General features: G+C 70.7%; 15 protein-coding genes and 4 tRNA genes. 8 read left to right on the top strand and 11 right to left on the bottom strand.

All coding sequences use genetic code 11. The annotated features are described in order from the left end of the window. The first annotated feature begins 137 nt into the window (after window positions 1-137). The 4 genes from HB370_RS19510 to purM all read left to right on the top strand — a co-directional run bounded on the left by HB370_RS19510 (window position 138) and on the right by purM (window position 4,253). The gene (locus HB370_RS19510; protein ID WP_030792527.1) at window positions 138-935 is read left to right on the top strand and encodes a maleylpyruvate isomerase family mycothiol-dependent enzyme; all 798 of its coding nucleotides are present in this window, start codon (window positions 138-140) and stop codon (window positions 933-935) included. Window positions 936-970: 35 nt separating this feature from the next. Further along, window positions 971-1,420, top strand: coding sequence for an META domain-containing protein (locus HB370_RS19505; protein WP_030792531.1), 450 nt, complete (start codon window positions 971-973; stop codon window positions 1,418-1,420). A 202-nt stretch (window positions 1,421-1,622) separates the two neighbouring features. Continuing rightward, window positions 1,623-3,152: an amidophosphoribosyltransferase gene (purF, locus tag HB370_RS19500; RefSeq protein ID WP_030619667.1), complete on the top strand. Its 1,530-nt coding sequence runs from the start codon at window positions 1,623-1,625 to the stop codon at window positions 3,150-3,152. A 36-nt stretch (window positions 3,153-3,188) separates the two neighbouring features. After that, window positions 3,189-4,253 carry a phosphoribosylformylglycinamidine cyclo-ligase gene (gene purM, locus HB370_RS19495; protein ID WP_030619670.1) on the top strand — a complete coding sequence of 355 codons (1,065 nt, stop codon included), beginning with the start codon at window positions 3,189-3,191 and terminating at the stop codon, window positions 4,251-4,253. Between the two features lie 99 nt (window positions 4,254-4,352). On the opposite strand, the gene HB370_RS19490 is transcribed toward purM, so the two are convergent. Together HB370_RS19490 and HB370_RS19485 are read right to left on the bottom strand one after the other, a co-directional pair. Then, window positions 4,353-4,598 carry a DUF3073 domain-containing protein gene (locus tag HB370_RS19490; RefSeq protein WP_030619673.1) on the bottom strand — a complete coding sequence of 82 codons (246 nt, stop codon included), beginning with the start codon at window positions 4,596-4,598 and terminating at the stop codon, window positions 4,353-4,355. A 290-nt stretch (window positions 4,599-4,888) separates the two neighbouring features. After that, window positions 4,889-5,995 carry a Glu/Leu/Phe/Val dehydrogenase dimerization domain-containing protein gene (locus HB370_RS19485; protein WP_030792535.1) on the bottom strand — a complete coding sequence of 369 codons (1,107 nt, stop codon included), beginning with the start codon at window positions 5,993-5,995 and terminating at the stop codon, window positions 4,889-4,891. Between the two features lie 199 nt (window positions 5,996-6,194). Between HB370_RS19485 and HB370_RS19480 the strand changes: the two genes are divergently transcribed. Both HB370_RS19480 and bldC read left to right on the top strand, forming a co-directional pair. Next, complete coding sequence (locus HB370_RS19480; RefSeq protein ID WP_030792538.1) at window positions 6,195-7,037, top strand: hypothetical protein; 843 nt, start codon at window positions 6,195-6,197, stop codon at window positions 7,035-7,037. Between the two features lie 519 nt (window positions 7,038-7,556). Next, on the top strand, window positions 7,557-7,763 hold the full coding sequence (gene bldC, locus HB370_RS19475; RefSeq protein ID WP_003949541.1) for a developmental transcriptional regulator BldC: 207 nt from the start codon (window positions 7,557-7,559) through the stop codon (window positions 7,761-7,763). Between the two features lie 461 nt (window positions 7,764-8,224). Here the strand turns inward: bldC and HB370_RS19470 are convergent, their stop codons facing one another. The 3 genes from HB370_RS19470 to hrpA form a co-directional block, all read right to left on the bottom strand. Then, the gene (locus tag HB370_RS19470; protein WP_030792541.1) at window positions 8,225-8,416 is read right to left on the bottom strand and encodes a DUF6274 family protein; all 192 of its coding nucleotides are present in this window, start codon (window positions 8,414-8,416) and stop codon (window positions 8,225-8,227) included. A gap of 279 nt (window positions 8,417-8,695) precedes the next feature. Then, window positions 8,696-8,770: transfer RNA gene (locus HB370_RS19465), tRNA-Asp, on the bottom strand. Between the two features lie 93 nt (window positions 8,771-8,863). Continuing rightward, window positions 8,864-12,808: an ATP-dependent RNA helicase HrpA gene (hrpA, locus tag HB370_RS19460; protein ID WP_030792544.1), complete on the bottom strand. Its 3,945-nt coding sequence runs from the start codon at window positions 12,806-12,808 to the stop codon at window positions 8,864-8,866. A 115-nt stretch (window positions 12,809-12,923) separates the two neighbouring features. Here hrpA and HB370_RS19455 point away from each other — a divergent pair, with 115 nt between their 5' ends. Continuing rightward, window positions 12,924-13,958, top strand: coding sequence for an ABC transporter permease (locus HB370_RS19455; protein WP_030792547.1), 1,035 nt, complete (start codon window positions 12,924-12,926; stop codon window positions 13,956-13,958). On the opposite strand, the gene HB370_RS19450 is transcribed toward HB370_RS19455, so the two are convergent. The 6 genes from HB370_RS19450 to HB370_RS19425 all read right to left on the bottom strand — a co-directional run bounded on the left by HB370_RS19450 (window position 13,955) and on the right by HB370_RS19425 (window position 17,066). After that, window positions 13,955-14,275 (bottom strand): ABC transporter ATP-binding protein, encoded by a 321-nt coding sequence (locus HB370_RS19450; RefSeq protein WP_030792550.1) that lies wholly within the window; start codon window positions 14,273-14,275, stop codon window positions 13,955-13,957. The two genes, HB370_RS19455 and HB370_RS19450, sit on opposite strands and share 4 nt — an antisense overlap. Window positions 14,276-14,378: 103 nt before the next feature. Further along, the gene (locus tag HB370_RS19445; protein WP_030792553.1) at window positions 14,379-15,074 is read right to left on the bottom strand and encodes a hypothetical protein; all 696 of its coding nucleotides are present in this window, start codon (window positions 15,072-15,074) and stop codon (window positions 14,379-14,381) included. Between the two features lie 109 nt (window positions 15,075-15,183). Then, a tRNA-Phe gene (locus HB370_RS19440) sits at window positions 15,184-15,257 on the bottom strand. A gap of 24 nt (window positions 15,258-15,281) precedes the next feature. Then, window positions 15,282-15,356: transfer RNA gene (locus HB370_RS19435), tRNA-Asp, on the bottom strand. Between the two features lie 36 nt (window positions 15,357-15,392). Beyond that, a tRNA-Glu gene (locus tag HB370_RS19430) sits at window positions 15,393-15,465 on the bottom strand. Between the two features lie 80 nt (window positions 15,466-15,545). Continuing rightward, on the bottom strand, window positions 15,546-17,066 hold the full coding sequence (locus tag HB370_RS19425; protein WP_030792556.1) for a metallophosphoesterase: 1,521 nt from the start codon (window positions 17,064-17,066) through the stop codon (window positions 15,546-15,548). 93 nt (window positions 17,067-17,159) lie between these two features. Between HB370_RS19425 and HB370_RS19420 the strand changes: the two genes are divergently transcribed. Beyond that, window positions 17,160-17,510: a metallopeptidase family protein gene (locus HB370_RS19420; protein WP_030792559.1), complete on the top strand. Its 351-nt coding sequence runs from the start codon at window positions 17,160-17,162 to the stop codon at window positions 17,508-17,510. Window positions 17,511-17,622: the final 112 nt, after the last annotated feature.

Below are 17,622 nucleotides of genomic sequence, written 5' to 3'. Positions count from 1 at the left end.
ACCGTTTCGGGGCCACGTTCCCCACGGCGGGGAAGCCCGCGCGCGGAAGCACGAACACGTTTCCGCGCGCGGGCTTCCGGGCTCGGCATCCCCATGCCTTTCTCCGGCTCCGGCGCGCGTCCGCATAGGCTCGGCTCATGCCAACAGCCAAGAAGCGTCCGCGTAGTTACGACCCCGCCAAGACCCGGGCCGCCGTGTTGGCTCAGCTCGGTCATGTGCGGGAGGCCGTGCGCGGGCTGGACGAGGAGCGGCTCGGGCTGCCCACCCGGCTCGGGGAGTGGACCGTGCGGGAGCTGGTCGCGCACATCGGCATGGGCGTCAACGCCGTGCTGCGGGCCGCCGCCCGGCCGACGCCGCCGAAGCAGGACGCCCAGCTGGTCGACTGGGCCTTCGCGGCGGCCGCCGACTCCGCCGCCATCGACGACGGCACGCGCCGGCTCGCCGTGGAGCGCCCGGACCTCGACGCCTACCTCGCCGAGGCCGAGGACGGCCTGCGCGCGCTGCTGGCCGAGCACCCCGCCGGCCGGCTGCTGGCGACCCGGGTGGGCGCCATGCCGCTGGACGACTACCTCGTCACCAGTGCCGTCGAACTCGTCACCCACACCGACGACCTGAACGCCGCCGTCCCGGACCTCGCCGTGCCGTACGACCGGCAGGCCCTGGCCTCCGCCACCCGGCTGCTCGCCGACGCGCTGGCCGTCAAGGCGCCCGGCGGCTCCACCGAGGTGCGCGTGCCGCCGTACGCCGTCGTGCAGTGCGTGGAAGGGCCCCGGCACACCCGCGGCACCCCGCCCAACGTCGTGGAGACCGACCCGCTGACCTGGATCCGGCTCGCCACCGGCCGGCTGTCCTGGACGGACGCCGTGGCCGGTGCGCAGGTCAGCGCCAGCGGGGAGCGGGCCGACCTCGGAGGGCTGCTGCCGCTGCTCGGATAGCGGAACCGGCGGCCCTCCGGGTGCGTCGAAACGGTATGAAACGGCACAAGCAGTGGCTCGGTGCGGCGGCGATCCCCCTGGTGGTGGCCTGTGCCGCCGGGAAGGTGGACAGTGCTGCCATGGGCGCGGGCGAACCGGTGACCGGGGTGGAGTGGCGGGTCGAACGGATCACCGTCGGCGGTGAGGACCTTTCCGCTCCCGCCGCCGGCTCCCCGCACCTGCGGATCGGCACCGACGGCAGCGCGGCCGGGAACCTCGGCTGCAACCGGTTCAGCGCCCGCGTCGCCGTGCACGGGGACCGGATCACCTTCGGGGCGCTGCGCACCACCAAGATGGCCTGTGACCCCGACCGGATGAGCTTCGAACGGGCGCTCGCCAAGGCGCTCGACGGCCAGACGCTCACCGGCGCGGCCGAACACGGCGAACTCACCCTCACCACCGGTCACGGAGACCGCGTGCACCTCACCCGTGGCACTCCCGAATGATGTGCGACACCTCACTCATCGCGGCGGCGAATCGTTCGTAATCGCCTGACAGCGGCCGGGCCCGGGATCCGTCGGCTCACCAGCGAATGCACGATGACCTGCGGAAACGCAAAAAGCACCAAGGCGATCGGGACGGCCCGGCCGGTCGAGGGCACGTATCCCCAATTCGGACCAGTGGACGACCTCGCCTACACTCGGTGGCGTGCCACGTGGTGACGGTCGACTCAATCACGATCTGCTTCCCGGCGAAAAGGGCCCCCAGGACGCTTGCGGCGTCTTCGGCGTCTGGGCTCCGGGTGAAGAGGTCGCAAAGCTCACGTACTTCGGGCTCTACGCCCTCCAGCACCGGGGTCAGGAATCCGCGGGAATCGCGGTCAGCAACGGCTCCCAGATCCTCGTCTTCAAGGACATGGGCCTGGTCTCCCAGGTCTTCGACGAAACCTCGCTCGGTTCGCTCCAGGGTCACATCGCGGTCGGACACGCCCGCTACTCGACCACCGGCGCCTCCGTGTGGGAGAACGCCCAGCCGACGTTCCGTGCCACCGCGCACGGCTCCATAGCGCTCGGCCACAACGGCAACCTGGTCAACACGGCGCAGCTCGCCGAGATGGTCGCCGCCCTGCCCAACGACAACAACAGCCGCTCCACCCGGGTCGCGGCCACCAACGACACCGACCTGCTGACGGCCCTGCTGGCCGCCCAGGTCGACGAGGACGGCAAGCCGCTCACCGTCGAGGAGGCCGCCCACGCGGTGCTCCCGAAGGCGCGCGGTGCCTTCTCGCTCGTCTTCATGGACGAGCACACCCTCTACGCCGCCCGTGACCCGCAGGGCATCCGCCCGCTGGTCCTCGGCCGCCTGGAGCGCGGCTGGGTGGTCGCCTCCGAGACCGCGGCCCTGGACATCACCGGCGCCAGCTTCGTGCGCGAGATCGAGCCGGGCGAGTTCGTCGCCATCGACGAGAACGGCCTGCGCAGCTCGCGATTCGCGGAAGCGAAGCCCAAGGGCTGTGTCTTCGAGTACGTGTACCTGGCCCGCCCGGACACCGACATCGCCGGCCGCAACGTGTACCTCTCCCGCGTGGAGATGGGCCGCCGGCTGGCCAAGGAGGCCCCGGTCGAGGCCGACCTGGTCATAGCGACCCCGGAGTCCGGCACCCCGGCCGCCATCGGTTACGCGGAGGCATCCGGCATCCCCTTCGGCGCCGGCCTGGTCAAGAACGCCTACGTCGGCCGGACCTTCATCCAGCCCTCGCAGACCATCCGCCAGCTGGGCATCAGGCTGAAGCTGAACCCGCTGAAGGAAGTCATCAAGGGCAAGCGCCTGGTCGTCGTGGACGACTCGATCGTGCGCGGCAACACCCAGCGCGCCCTGGTCCGCATGCTCCGCGAGGCGGGCGCCGCCGAGGTCCACATCCGGATCTCCTCGCCGCCCGTGAAGTGGCCCTGCTTCTTCGGCATCGACTTCGCCACCCGCGCGGAGCTGATCGCCAACGGCATGAGCATCGAGGAGATCGGCACCAGCCTCGGCGCCGACTCCCTCGCCTACATCTCCCTCGACGGCATGATCGAGGCGACCACGATCGCCAAGCCGAACCTGTGCCGCGCCTGCTTCGACGGCGAGTACCCGATGGAGCTGCCGGACCCCGAGCTGCTCGGCAAGCAGCTGCTGGAGACCGAGCTGGCCGCCGGTCCCGCCGCCACGGCCGCGGCCGACGCGATCCGCCGCCCGTAACACCCCCCGCAGTACGACACGAAAGCTCTCACAGCCATGTCTGAGACAACTGGTGCCAGCTACGCAGCGGCGGGCGTCGACATCGAGGCGGGCGACCGCGCCGTCGAGCTCATGAAGGAATGGGTGAAGAAGACGCAGCGCCCCGAGGTGCTGGGCGGCCTCGGCGGCTTCGCCGGGCTCTTCGACGCCTCCGCCCTCAAGCGCTACGAACGCCCCCTGCTGGCCTCCGCCACGGACGGCGTCGGCACGAAGGTCGACATCGCCCGCCGCATGGGCGTCTACGACACCATCGGCCACGACCTGGTCGCCATGGTCATGGACGACATCGTGGTGTGCGGTGCCGAGCCGCTGTTCATGACCGACTACATCTGCGTCGGCAAGGTCCACCCCGAGCGGGTCGCGGCCATCGTCAAGGGCATCGCGGAAGGCTGCGTGCTGGCCGGCTGCGCCCTGGTGGGCGGCGAGACGGCCGAACACCCGGGCCTGCTGGGCGAGGACGACTTCGACGTCGCCGGGGCCGGTACGGGCGTCGTGGAGGCCGACCGGCTGCTGGGCGCCGATCGCATCCGCACGGGTGACGCGGTGATCGCCATGGCGTCCTCCGGGCTTCACTCGAACGGGTACTCCCTGGTCCGGCACGTCCTGCTGGACCGCGCCGGGCTGTCCCTGGAGTCGGAGATCGCGGAGCTGGGCCGCAGCCTCGGCGAGGAGCTGCTGGAGCCGACGAAGATCTACTCGCTGGACTGTCTGGCCCTCACCCGCACCGCCGAGGTGCACGCCTTCAGCCACATCACCGGCGGCGGGCTCGCGGCGAACCTGGCCCGGGTGATCCCGGACGGGCTGCACGCGGTGGTCGACCGCTCCACCTGGACCCCGGGCGCGATCTTCGACCTGGTCGGGAAGACCGGCAGCGTCGAGCGCCTGGAGCTGGAGAAGACCCTCAACATGGGCGTCGGCATGATGGCGATCGTCCCGCAGGAGTCGGCCGAGGTGGCCCTCACGACCCTGGCCGACCGCGGTGTCGACGCCTGGGTGGCCGGCGAGATCACCGAGCGCGGCGAGAAGACGACGGGCGCCGAACTGGTCGGTGACTACGCGTAAGGCCGGGAGGCGGGGCCCCGGCCCCGCCACGGCAGCACAAAACCCGGTCCGGTGCTACGGCCCCGGACCGGGAAAGTGCGGTGAAGCCCGCTGCAAGCGTTACGCGCCGCGACGGTGCTGCTGAGGACTGTCGTCCTCGTCGTCGTCGTCCTCATAGAGGTCGGCGTACCGTGCATACAGGTCGTCGTCGTGCTCATCGTCCTCGAAACGGTCGCCGTTCGGCGACTGGTTCGACGTCGATGCGCCCAGCTCCTCGGCCAGGCGTGAGAGGTCCGTCCCACCGCTGTTGTACTTCAGCTGGCGGGCGACCTTCGTCTGCTTGGCCTTGGCCCGGCCGCGCCCCATGGCTCGACCCCCTCAACGACGGGGCTCGACGGCCCCAGAGTCTGACACGCGTTCATGTTCTGGAACGGACTCTCCGTGGAGAGGCCGGTCCGTAGGGCTTCCACGGTACCTGAGCCCGCGCCCATACGGTACGTCGCCCGCAGCACGCGCGTGTGCACAGGACCTTCGAGGCGCCCCGTCCTCGCTGGTCAGTGGCGATTTTAACCACTTATCGGGGAACGACCCGCCGGGGGAAGTGAGAGTTCTCTCGAAGTTCCCGCCGACGGGTACCGCTCATTTGTGCGAAACCACTAGTGCGCGGCGCGTCCCGCGCGGGCGTCGGCCATCCGCTGCTCGGCGATCCGGTCGGCCGCCGCGGCCGGCGGAATCCCGTCTTCCTTCGCACGTGCGAATATGGCCAGCGTGGTGTCGAAGATCTTCGACGCCTTCTCCTTGCACCGGTCGAAGTCGAATCCGTGCAGCTCGTCGGCCACCTGGATGACCCCGCCGGCGTTCACCACATAGTCCGGCGCGTAGAGGATCCCGCGGTCGGCGAGGTCCTTCTCCACGCCCGGGTGCGCGAGCTGGTTGTTGGCCGCGCCGCACACCACCTTGGCGGTGAGCACCGGAACGGTGAGGTCGTTCAGCGCGCCGCCGAGCGCGCAGGGCGCGTAGATGTCGAGGCCCTCGACCCGGATCAGCGCCTCGGTGCCGGCGACGGCCGTCACGCCCTCGGGGTGCTCGTCGAGGATCCGCCGGACGGCGTCCTCGCGCACATCGGTGATCACGACCTCGGCGCCCTCGTCGCGCAGGTGCCGCACCAGGTGGTGACCGACCTTGCCGACGCCGGCGATGCCGACCTTGCGGCCGCGCAGCGAGGGGTCGCCCCACACGTGCTGGGCGGAGGCGCGCATGCCCTGGTAGACACCGAAGGCGGTGAGCACCGAGGAGTCGCCGGCCCCGCCGTTCTCGGGGGAGCGGCCGGTGGTCCAGCGGCACTCGCGGGCCACGACGTCCATGTCCGCGACATAGGTGCCGACATCGCAGGCGGTGACGTAGCGCCCGCCGAGGGAGGCGACCATGCGCCCGTAGGCGAGCAGCAGGTCCTCGGTCTTGTCGCGCTCCGGGTCGCCGATGATCACGGCCTTGCCGCCGCCGTGGTCCAGACCGGCCATGGCGTTCTTGTACGACATCCCGCGCGCGAGGTTCAGGGCGTCGGCGACGGCCTCGGCCTCGGTCGCGTACGGATAGAAGCGCGTGCCGCCGAGGGCGGGACCCAGGGCGGTGGAGTGGATGGCGATCACGGCCTTGAGGCCGCTGGCGCGGTCCTGGCAGAGCACGACCTGCTCATGGCCGCCCTGGTCCGAGTGGAACAGGGTGTGCAGGACATCGGCAGGCGCGCCGGTTACGTCGGTCACTGTGGTGACTCCTGTGTACTAGCGGCGAGTGGGGTCGGTCCCCGTACGGGTGGCGGGGAGCCGTGGCATGAGCGTAGAGCCTCGGCCCCGTCACCATCCGCTCAGTGTTCAGGATCACTCTCCCGGGCCCGCCGCGCACGCATGTCCGTGGCACGATTTGCAGTGGTTTCGAGCCGGGCCCGATGGGGAGGGAGCAGGCGTGCCCAAGGTGTCCTCCGTGGTCGTCCCCTATGCCGCGTATCTGCGTGTGTACGAGCCGCTGGGCGCCTTCCCGGAGCCGGAGCGCGGCCACTGGGCGCGCTACGCCCGCCGCCCCGACCGCCCCTCCTACCAGGACGAACTGCGGCGCTCCCTGGCCGACTTGGTGGCCACCCCGCCGATCGCGGTGCCGGTGCACGAGAGCGGCGACGCCTTCGTGCTGGAGATCGACGGGATCGTCTGCGTGTGCCCCTGGCGGACCCGGCTGCGCGGCTGGCAGGCCCTGGACGACCTCGCGGAGGAGCTGCCCCCGCCGGTGCTGGACGCGGTGCTGCCGCCCGTGGTGCGCCGGCAGGCGGCCCAGGACTACGAGCGCTGGCTCGCCCGCAACCCCGACGCCCGCCCGTGGATCCGCACGGCGACCTGGCAGGTGCCGCTGAACTGGTTCGTGCTGGTCTCGGACGAGGAGCGGCGGTACGACAAGGGGACCGCCGACGTGCCCCCGGTGCTGCGCTACCGCACCCCGATGGTGCAGGCCCGGCGCCGGGTGGCACGGGCGCTGCGCACCCTGCGGGACACCGTCGAGGAGGGGCCGCTGGTCGACGGCGTGGTGGACGTCGGCCGCTGGCTGGAGGAGTTCCACCCGCGCTCGCTGGTGGAGCTGGACTACGGCGGGCTGGTGCACGTACTGCCGGCGGGCGAGTTGGAGGACGACCACTCGGCGGCGGACGTCGCGACCGGCATCGAGGCACTGCGCCGGGGTGACGAGGTGGCCGCCGGGGAGGCGTACGGACGGCTGGTGGAGCGCTGGCGGGCGGTCAGGGACCGGCGTTCCGCGAACTGAGTGGCGTGCGTCACAGTCAAACAGGCACCGGAAGACGTACGTTCTACCTCGCTTGACCACCTGACGGGACGTTGGACTCGATCTGGACTTTTGTCCCAAGGGTGATGGACTGCACTTACAAGGCCCTTGCCCTGGATGCCACCCCTCGTGCCAAAATAGGACAAGGAGTCCGGGGAGGGCTCCGTCCGTCCAACTATGCTCCACTATGGCCGGAATCTCAGCATTGCACGCTTTGGGGGGTCCGGTGACTCCTGAACGCCACTGTGACTGATCGTCACAGTGGAGTGACTGTCCGCTATGGCATGGTCCATCGGCTTCCGTCGCTGATGAACACCTGGGAGGGCAATTCCATCGGTTTGGCCGACGCGGCTGGACAGATGGTGTAGTTGTAGTGCCGAGGACAAGCCGTTCGTCCTATAACCGACTCGACTCGCGTCCGCCATTTCGGGCAACGCGGGTCAAGGTGCAGAATTTAGAGGAAAGAACCGAGAAGGTTCGGTTCTCCCGAGGAGGCCGCTCATGACCGCTCGCACCCCTGATGCCGAGCCGCTGCTGACCCCCGCTGAGGTCGCCACCATGTTCCGCGTCGACCCCAAGACGGTCACGCGGTGGGCGAAGGCCGGCAAGCTCACGTCCATCCGCACGCTCGGTGGGCACCGCCGCTACCGCGAGGCGGAGGTCCGGGCGCTGCTGGCGGGCATCCCGCAGCAGCGCAGCGAGGCCTGAACAACCGCATAACCGGGCAAGACGGACGGTCCCCCAACTGTCCGAGGCGCCCGAAACCCTAGCTCCAAGCGACGCGGGTCCTGCCCCAACAGGCCCCACGCCCAAGCCGATGAGAACGCCGTAGGCATACGGCACAGGGTGCGTCGTCGATCGCGCTGGACTCCGCCGGGTCCAGCGCGATCTTTTTTGTGCGCGGGCCGGCGGTGGGGACGGCGCTGGTGAGCGTCCTTGTCGGACTCTGGGGAGGCCTGTCGGAACGGCTGTGCGCGAGGTCGGGACCAAGTGCAATTGCACATATTAAATTGACCCGTTGTAGGGAGGGGGTAAGTTCCCCTGTTTCCCAAACTCGTGCGGTGACTCCCGTCACACTGCGGGGCGCTTGCCGCTCGCGGTGCGCATGGGTTAAAGGGAAGCGCCGGTTCCAGATTCCCACGTCTGTACGGGTGTTGGGCCCGGCGGGGTCACCCGCGGCGGCGCCCCTCGCCCTCGGTGGTCTCCGGCTCGCCCTCCCGGCCCCGCGGGCCGGCGGCCATCGCCAGCCGCAGCAGGTGGTGGCAGACGGGACAGTGGCGGGTCAGATGCCGGTAGGACGAGGCGGCCGACAGGTGGGCCCTCAGAAGCGCCCGAGTCTCGTGCCTGACCGACGCCGCCATACGCCACCTCCAGGGGCCGCACAGGAGGAACGGGCCCTGCTCCCTGGGTACCGGCGGAACGAGACGCCGTCAAGGCCGCACGCCGAGACGGCAAAAGCGCACGCCGACGGGTAAAAGCGGAAGGGCCCCCTCGCGAGGGCCCTCCTCTTGTGCGGTCCTGACGGGATGTGCCGTGTCTGATTGCGGCTTCGCCGCGGGCGCGGCCTCCACCTGGGGTGGTGCGGGACACGAGTGAGGCCCGCTGTCCCTTGCGGGATGCGGGCCTCGAAACTCTCTGTGCGGTCCTGACGGGATTTGAACCCGCGGCCTCCACCTTGACAGGGTGGCGAGCACTCCAAACTGCTCCACAGGACCTTGCTCGCGGCGCTTGTTCGTGCGTTGCGCTGCGAGAAGGACTGTACAGGAGGGTGAGGGCTCCGGTCGAACTCACCCTCCGTGCCGGGGCCGTTACGGGGCCGCCGCGTCGATCGCCTTCACGATCCGCTTGTCCGAGACCGGGTACGCCGTGCCCAGCGCGTGGGCGAAATAGCTGACCCGCAGCTCCTCGATCATCCAGCGGATGTCCAGCACCTGCTGCGGCACCGGGCGGCCCTGCGGGAGCTGTTCCAGCAGCCAGGCGTACTCGTCCTGCATCTCGTGCACCTTCTCCATGCGCGTGGTGTCCCGCTGCACGTTCGTCGGCATCTGCTGCAGGCGCCGGTCGGCGGCCACCAGATAGCGCATCAGGTCGGGCAGGCGCCGTATGCCCGCCCAGGTGACGAAGCCGGGCTTCACAAGGGCGTCCAGCTGCTTGCGGACGTCCGTCAGGTTGGCGAGCAGCGCGGGGCTGCGCACGGCCTTCAGGCGCCGTTCACAGGCCTGCCAGGCGGCCAGCACCTGCTGCACCTGGGCGACCGTACGGACCGTGGTGTCCACGATCTCCGCGCGCACCTTGTCGTACAGCTTGCGGTACGACTCCTCGTCCCACACCGGGCCGCCGAAGTCCGCGATCAGCTTGTCCGCCGCCGCCATCGCGCAGTCGTCGAACAGGGCCTGGATGGAGCCGTGCGGATTCGCGGACAGGGCCAGCTTCTGCTGGTTCGTCAGCTTCTCGGACGCGAACTTCGCCGGGTTCACCGGGATGTTGCGCAGGATCAGCCGGCGGGTGCCCTTCCACATGGCCTCCGCCTGCTCCGCCTCGGTGTCGAAGAGCCGCACCGAGACCGTGTCGCCGTCGTCCACCAGCGCCGGGTAGGCCCGCACCGGCTGCCCGGCCCGGCGGGTCTCGAAGACCCGGTTGAGGGTGCCGATCGTCCAGTCGGTGAGGCCCTTGCGCTCCAGGGACTCGCCGCCCTCGCGGGAGGCGGTCGCCGCCGCGGCCTGGGACAGGGCCTTGCGCGCCTTCGGCTTCAGCCGGAGCTTCAGCGCCTCGAGGTCCTTGTCCTCGGCGAGTTTGCGGCGCCGCTCGTCGACGATCCGGAACGTGATCTTCAGATGGTCGGGGACCCTCGACCAGTCGAAGTCGTCCGCCTCGAAGGGCACGCCGACCATCCGCTTCAGCTCGCGGGCCATGGTGACGGTCAGCGGCTCCTGGAGGGGCACCGCCCGCTCCAGGAACGCCTTGGCGTAGTTCGGCGCCGGCACGTAGTTGCGGCGGATCGGCTTGGGCAGCGAGCGGATCAGCTCCGTCACCACCTCCTCGCGCAGGCCCGGGATCTGCCAGTCGAAGCCCTCGTCCGTGACCTGGTTGAGCACCTGGAGCGGGATGTGCACCGTCACACCGTCGGCGTCCGCGCCCGGCTCGAACTGGTAGGTGACCCTGAACTTCAGGTTGCCCTGGCGCCAGGTGTCCGGGTAGTCGGCCTTGGTGACCGCCTCCGCCGACTCCCGGATGAGCATCTCCCGCTCGAAGTCCAGGAAGTCCGGCTGCTCGTGCCGCTTGTGCTTCCACCAGGAGTCGAAGTGCGCGCCGGACACGACGTGTTCGGGCACCCGCTGGTCGTAGAAGTCGAAGAGCGTGTCGTCGTCGACGACGATGTCCCGGCGCCGGGCGCGGTGTTCCAGCTCCTCGACCTCGCTGAGCAGCTTGCGGTTGTCGGCGAAGAACTTGTGGTGCGTGCGCCAGTCGCCCTCCACCAGCGCGTTGCGGATGAACAGCTCGCGGGAGACCTCGGGGTCGATGCGGCCGTAGTTCACCTTCCGCTGCGCGACGATCGGTACGCCGTACAGCGTGACCTTCTCGTACGCCATCACGGCCGCCTGGTCCTTCTCCCAGTGCGGTTCGCTGTACGTCCGCTTCAGCAGGTGCCCGGCGAGGGGCTCGACCCACTCCGGCTCGATCTTGGCGTTGACCCGGGCCCAGAGCCTGGACGTCTCCACCAGCTCGGCGGACATCACGAACTTGGGCTGCTTCCGGAACAGCGCCGAGCCCGGGAAGATCGCGAACTTGGCGTTGCGGGCGCCCAGGTACTCGTTCTTGTTGCCGTCCTTGACGTCCTTCATCCCGATGTGGGACAGCAGGCCGGCCAGGAGGGAGACATGGACCCGGTCGGCCGGGGCGTCGTCCTCGTTCAGATGGATGCCCATCTGCTTGGCGACCGTGCGCAACTGGGTGTAGATGTCCTGCCATTCGCGGATACGCAGGAAGTTCAGGTACTCCTGCTTGCACATCCGGCGGAAGGAGCTGGAGCCGCGCTCCTTCTGCTGTTCGCGGATGTAACGCCACAGGTTCAGATAGGCGAGGAAGTCGCTGGTCTCGTCCTTGAAGCGGGCGTGCTGCTGGTCGGCCTGGGCCTGCTTGTCGGCCGGGCGCTCGCGCGGGTCCTGGATGGACAGCGCGGCGGCGATCACCATGACCTCGCGGACGCAGCCGTTCTTGTCGGCCTCCAGGACCATCCGGGCCAGCCGCGGGTCGACCGGCAGCTGGGCCAGTTTGCGGCCGGTGTCCGTGAGCCGCTTGCGGGGGTCCTTCTGGGCGGGGTCCAGCGCGCCCAGCTCCTGGAGCAGCTGCACGCCGTCGCGGATGTTGCGGTGGTCCGGCGGGTCGATGAAGGGGAACTTCTCGATGTCGCCGAGGCCGGCCGCGGTCATCTGGAGGATGACGGAGGCGAGGTTCGTCCGCAGGATCTCGGCGTCCGTGAACTCCGGGCGGGCGAGGAAGTCCTCCTCGGAGTACAGCCGGATGCAGATGCCGTCGGACGTACGGCCGCAGCGGCCCTTGCGCTGGTTGGCGCTGGCCTGGCTGATCGGCTCGATGGGCAGCCGCTGGACCTTGGTGCGGTGGCTGTAGCGGCTGATCCGGGCGAAGCCGGGGTCGATGACGTACTTGATGCCCGGGACGGTGAGGGAGGTCTCGGCCACGTTGGTGGCCAGGACGATCCGGCGCCCGGTGTGCTGCTGGAAGACGCGGTGCTGCTCGGCGTGGGACAGCCGGGCGTACAGCGGCAGGACCTCGGTGAATCGGTACTTCTTCTTCTCCAGCGCGTCCGCCGTGTCCCGGATCTCCCGCTCGCCGGAGAGGAAGACCAGGATGTCGCCCGGCCCCTCGGCCATCAGCTCCTCGACGGCGTCGGTGATGGCGGTGATCTGGTCGCGGTCGGCGTCCTCGGACTCCTCCTCCAGCAGCGGCCGGTAGCGCACCTCCACGGGGTACGTCCGCCCGCTCACCTCGATGATCGGGGCGTCGCCGAAGTGCCGGGAGAAGCGCTCGGGGTCGATGGTCGCCGAGGTGATGACGACCTTCAGGTCCGGGCGCCTGGGCAGCAGCTGGGCCAGGTAGCCCAGCAGGAAGTCGATGTTGAGGGACCGCTCGTGGGCCTCGTCGATGATGATCGTGTCGTAGGCGCGCAGCTCGCGGTCGGTCTGGATCTCGGCGAGCAGGATGCCGTCCGTCATCAGCTTGACGAAGGTGGCGTCCGGGTTCACCTGGTCGGTGAAGCGGACCTTCCAGCCGACGGCCTCGCCGAGCGGGGTCTTCAGCTCCTCCGCGACCCGCTCGGCCACCGTCCGGGCGGCGATCCGGCGCGGCTGGGTGTGCCCGATCATGCCGCGCACGCCACGGCCCAGCTCCATGCAGATCTTGGGGATCTGCGTGGTCTTGCCGGAGCCGGTCTCACCGGCCACGATCACGACCTGGTGGTCGCGGATGGCGTCCGCGATCGCGTCCTTCTTCTGGCTGACCGGCAGCTGCTCGGGGTAGGTGACGGCAGGCACGCGCGAGCGGCGTTCGGCCATCCGCTGCGCGGCGCGGTCGATCTCGGTCTCGATCTCGGCGATGACGGCGGCGCGGGCCTCCGGCTTGCGGATCTTGCGCGCGCCCTCCAGCCGCCGCCCGAGCCGGTGCGCGTCGCGCAGCGACAACTCGGTCAGACGGGGGGCGAGGGTGCCGAGGGCGGGGGCAGGATGCGTAGACATACGCGATCCAGGATCTCACCCGGGGCGAAAAACACGCGAACGATTTGACGGGGGCCTGTGTACGGGCCGGTTCACCGGGAGGCACCACCCACGACGGGATGCCAAAGTAGCCGTTATGCCCGATTCGCAACGCTGGGCGGCATTCCGGGAGTCCCCCTTCCTCCCCGCCACGGTCCTCGTCCTCATCCTCGCCGCCGCGGCCGGCCTTTTCGCCGGTTCGTACACGTACGCCATGGCCAACCCGACCCCGCACGGCATCCCCACGGCGGTCACCGGCCACTACGGTGAACCGGCCGCCCGGCGGTTCATCGACGGCATGGAGGAGGCGCTGGACGCCTCGATGCGGCTGCACCCGTACGACAGCCGGGACGACGCGGTACGGGCCGTGGACGAGCAGAAGGTGTTCGCGGTGCTGGACGTGCCCGCAGGCGGCCGGACGATCACCCTGGACGTGTCCGGGGCGTCCGGCGCGACGGTCGCCCAGGTGCTCGGGCAGGCGGCGCGGCAGGTCGGCAAGGCCACCGGGACCACCGTGGCGGTCCGTGACCTCAAGCCGTTGCAGCCGGGCGACCCGCGCGGGCTGGCCATCTTCTACATCACCCTCGCCGCCGTGATCATCGGCTTCGTCGGCGCCATCCAGCTCAGCGTGCACGCGCGGGAGCTGAACCCGCTGGAGCGGATCGCCTACACCGTCGCCTACTCGGTGCTCGGCGGGTTCACGATCGCCGCGGTGACCGACTGGTGGCTGGGCGCGGTGCGGCTGCCGTTCGTGGAGTCGTGGGCCATCCTCGCCTTCACGATGTTCACGTCCGGCATGGTGTTCACGATGTTCAACACCCTGTTCGGCCGGTGGGCCATGCTGCCGACCTGGGGCCTGATGGTGCTGCTGGGCAACCCGTCGTCCGGCGGTGCCGTCTCCTGGCCGCTCCTGCCGTCCCTGCTCGGCACGATCGGCCGCTGGCTGCCACCCGGCGCCTCGGTGAACGCCCAGCACACAGCCGTGTACTTCCGGGGCCACCAGCACGCGGTCCCGTTCCTGGTGCTGGCGGGCTGGGCGGCGGTCTCCTGCGCGGTCTTCCTGATCTGGCGCCACCGCCACCCGGGCGGGCGCCCGGTCGGACCTGCCGCGCAGGAGGACGCCAGGGCTTAGGAGGCGCCCTGGGCGGGCGGGGCCGCCGGGGTGGCCTCGGGGTGCCTGCGGGCCGCGCCGTCGCCCAGCGCGATCGACCGGGCGGTGTTGGAGACGGCCTTGATGCCCAGGTAGGCCGTGGTCAGGCTGCTCACGGCGGTGAACGCGGCGGTGAGGATGCCGATGATCACTCCCTTGTCCCCGTCGAGCTGCCAGACGCCGACGATCGCGACCGCGGCGATCGCGAGATTGCTGACGACGACCGCGAACAGCCCGTACCGGGCCCGGACCTTCTCCAGGTCGGTGTCCCGTCCGGCTCTGTCCTCGTTCCGGCTCATGTTCGCTCCCCCCGTTCCCGCGCACCACGCGCGACGAGGCCGAACGTAGCGCCGGGCGGACGCGGTGCCAAGGCGGTCACGGCGGGACGCGGCCCGGCCCGGGTCAGGGCCTCCCGGGCGGCCGCTGCCCGTGCGTGCCGTCGCCCAGCAGCGCGGCGACGGCCCGGGGCGACCAGTGGCCGTCGGCGCCCGGGCAGGAGGCGACGTAGGAGGCGACCGCCTCGGTGTCCCACGCCCCGGCGGAGAGCAGGCCCGCGGCCAGGAAGCGGACGTAGGCGGCGGAGGGCACGACCCACGGCACGTCGTTCATCCCCCACGGCGCGGTGAACGTGAGCACCGGCAGGCCGTCCACCTGACCGGCGCAGACGAGGGTCTCGTAGCGTCCGTCGCCGAGGACGGCGCGCCCGCGTGTGAGCACCTCCGCGAGGTCCAGGTCCCCGACCGGCAGCCGGTACATCTCCTGCGCCGCGATGTCGGCGAACTGCCCGCTCGTCACCAGATGCGCCCTGGCCAGCACCCGGCCGTCCGCATCCGGGTCGTAGAAGGCGCGCCCACCGCCCCAGACGGCGGACTCGGTGGCGAAGTACATCGCGCCGGTCAGCTCCACCGGGACCGACCGGGCCGGCATGGCGGGGTCGCGGCACCCCGGGTACTCCCTGCCCGCACCGGGCGGACGCCCGCCCTTGATGTAGGCGGCGAGCCGGTCCAGGTGGGTGTTGGAGCCGTACGAGGTGTACCAGACCCGCTCGGGATACCGGTCGGGCGGCAGCGTGGGATCGATGCTCGGTAAGGCCTTCACCGTGGCGGGCTCCATGGGCGTACCGGGGGCATGGCGGGTCGGGCATGGTGGGTACGAAAGAGCCCCTCTCCGCGAACGGAGAGGGGCTCTGCCCTGGTCAGGGCGGTTGTGGCTGGGGCCGGGGTCGAACCGGCGACCTTCCGCTTTTCAGGCGGACGCTCGTACCAACTGAGCTACCCAGCCACGGTGTTTCACGTGAAACACCAGCGGTCCTGACGGGATTTGAACCCGCGGCCTCCACCTTGACAGGGTGGCGAGCACTCCAAACTGCTCCACAGGACCAAGCGTGCGTGCAACAGTGTCGCACACGGTAATGCGTGCCCCCAACGGGATTCGAACCCGTGCTACCGCCTTGAAAGGGCGGCGTCCTAGGCCGCTAGACGATGAGGGCTATCGGCCCGCCTGGGCGCTTCTCAGCGCGTCGGGGACGTGAGAAGCATATGGGATGGCGAGGGGTATCGCCAAAACGGTTTACGGAGAGGTGCGGGGAGAGGCGGGCGAAGGGGAGCCTGAGGGAGCGGTGGCGCCGGGCTGGTTCTCGTCCACCAGATGGCGGCTGACCTCGGCCGTTGTCAGGCCCAGCCCCCCGAGTTCGATCGCGTCCCACGCCTGGAGCCGGCGGCTGTCCCGGTCGAAGTAGAGGATCGAGGCCTGGATCGGGGCGGGGTGCTCGCGCTCCACAGCCCGCAGCCCGCTGCCGCCGGTGGAGCCCTCCCGCCGCAGCCGGGTGCCGTACGGCAGCATCTGCGTCCCCTCGTGGTGCAGATGCCCGCAGAGCACCAGCGGCACCTGGCCGTCGGTCTCCTCGGCGGCCGTCGGCTCGTGGGCCACCGCCACGTCCACCGGGGTCCCGGCCGCCTGCTGGTCGCGCAGGGCGCTGGCCAGCCGGGCGCCCGCCAGACGCTCGGCCGCCTCGCCGCCGGGCGCCGCCGAGCGGTCGGGGGTGAACTGCGGATCCCCGATGCCCGCGAACCGCAGGCCGCCCACCGTCACGGCCCGGCCGTCGTCCAGCACGCGCACGTTGCGCATGCGCTCCAGATGGCGCTGGGTGGTCCGGGAATCGTGGTTGCCGCGCACCCACACGTACGGCACGCCCAGGTCCCCGATCGGGTCCAGGAAGCCGTTCTCCGCCGCAGTGCCGTGATCCATCGTGTCCCCGGAGTCCACGATCACGTTCACCTGGTACTGCTTCACCAGCGAGCCGATGATCTTCCAGCTCGCCGGGTTGAGATGGATGTCCGACACGTGCAGGACCCGGATGGTGGTCGGATCCGGGCGGTAGGCCGGGAGGGTGGACGTGGCGTCGTACAGCTTCGTCACGTTCGTCACCAGGCGCGCCAGCTCGTGCTGGTAGACGTCGAACTCCGTGACGATGCTGCGGGCGTTGCCGACCACGGACGGCGCCGAGGCCAGCAGCCCGGAGAACCTCGGCTCCAGGACCGACTTCGGGTTCCAGGTGGCGTACGCCGACGCGCCCGAGGCGGCCAGCAGCGCCAGGGCCAGCCCGCCGGCCGCCAGGGCCCGGCGCGGCCGGCGGTAGACGGCGAGACCGAGGACGCCGGCCCCGAGGACCACGGCGACGCAGGAGCGTACGGCCAGGTCCCGGGTGCCGTGCTCCACGTCCCGGACGATCTCGTCCTGGAGTCCGGAGATCCGCTCCGGATGGTCCACCAGCGCCTGGGAGCGCGGCGGGTCCAGCCGGTCGACGTTCACGTCCAGGCGCAGCGGGGCCGCATGGCTGTCCAGGGAGAGCGCGCCCAGCGGGGACACGTCGATCCGCGTGCCGCCGGTGAGGGAGGGCCGCAGCGCCATCGTCGTGTCCACCGGGCCCACCGGGACCCGGACGGCACCGACGACCAGCAGGCCGAGCCAGGCACCGGCCAGCACGACGGCGGCCAGGCCGAGGGCGCGCGCCCAGGGGCGGGGGCGGGCGGCGAGTTCGAGACGGGGGAGCGGTCGGGGGCGTACGCGGGGCGGGGTCCGGTTCGGCATGCTGCTCGGGGCTGCGACGGGGACGCGGGCTATTGGTGCCGTATTCCCACGTCAAGGGGTGGATATGCGGCCGGGTTCCCGGACAATGGCCGTGTGCTGGAGATGACGCGCGAGGAGTTCGAGGAACTGGTCGCCGAGGCGCTGGACCGGATCCCGCCGGAGCTGACGCGGCTGATGGACAACGTCGCGGTGTTCGTGGAGGACGAACCGCCCGCCGACGATCCCGAGCTGCTCGGGCTCTACGAGGGGACACCGCTGACCGAGCGCGGCGAGTGGTACGCGGGTGTCCTGCCGGACCGGATCACCATCTACCGCGGGCCGACGCTCAGGATGTGCGCCAGCCGCGAGGACGTGATCGCGGAGACCGAGGTGACGGTGGTGCACGAGATCGCCCACCACTTCGGCATCGACGACGACCGGCTGCACGCCCTCGGGTACGGGTGAGCCGCGCGCCGCGCGGGTGACCGGCGGAGGGCGCCCGGCGCGGGTGAACGTGGGGCGGCGGGTGCCGCCGTGCGCCCGGGGCGTGCGCGTGTCCTCTTGCGGGCGGCGGGAG

This window comes from Streptomyces sp. DSM 40868 (assembly GCF_011820545.1).
Lineage (GTDB): Bacteria > Actinomycetota > Actinomycetes > Streptomycetales > Streptomycetaceae > Streptomyces > Streptomyces eurythermus.
Note: the sequence above shows the minus strand (reverse complement) of the source record. Positions and strands in the feature narration are given on the sequence as shown.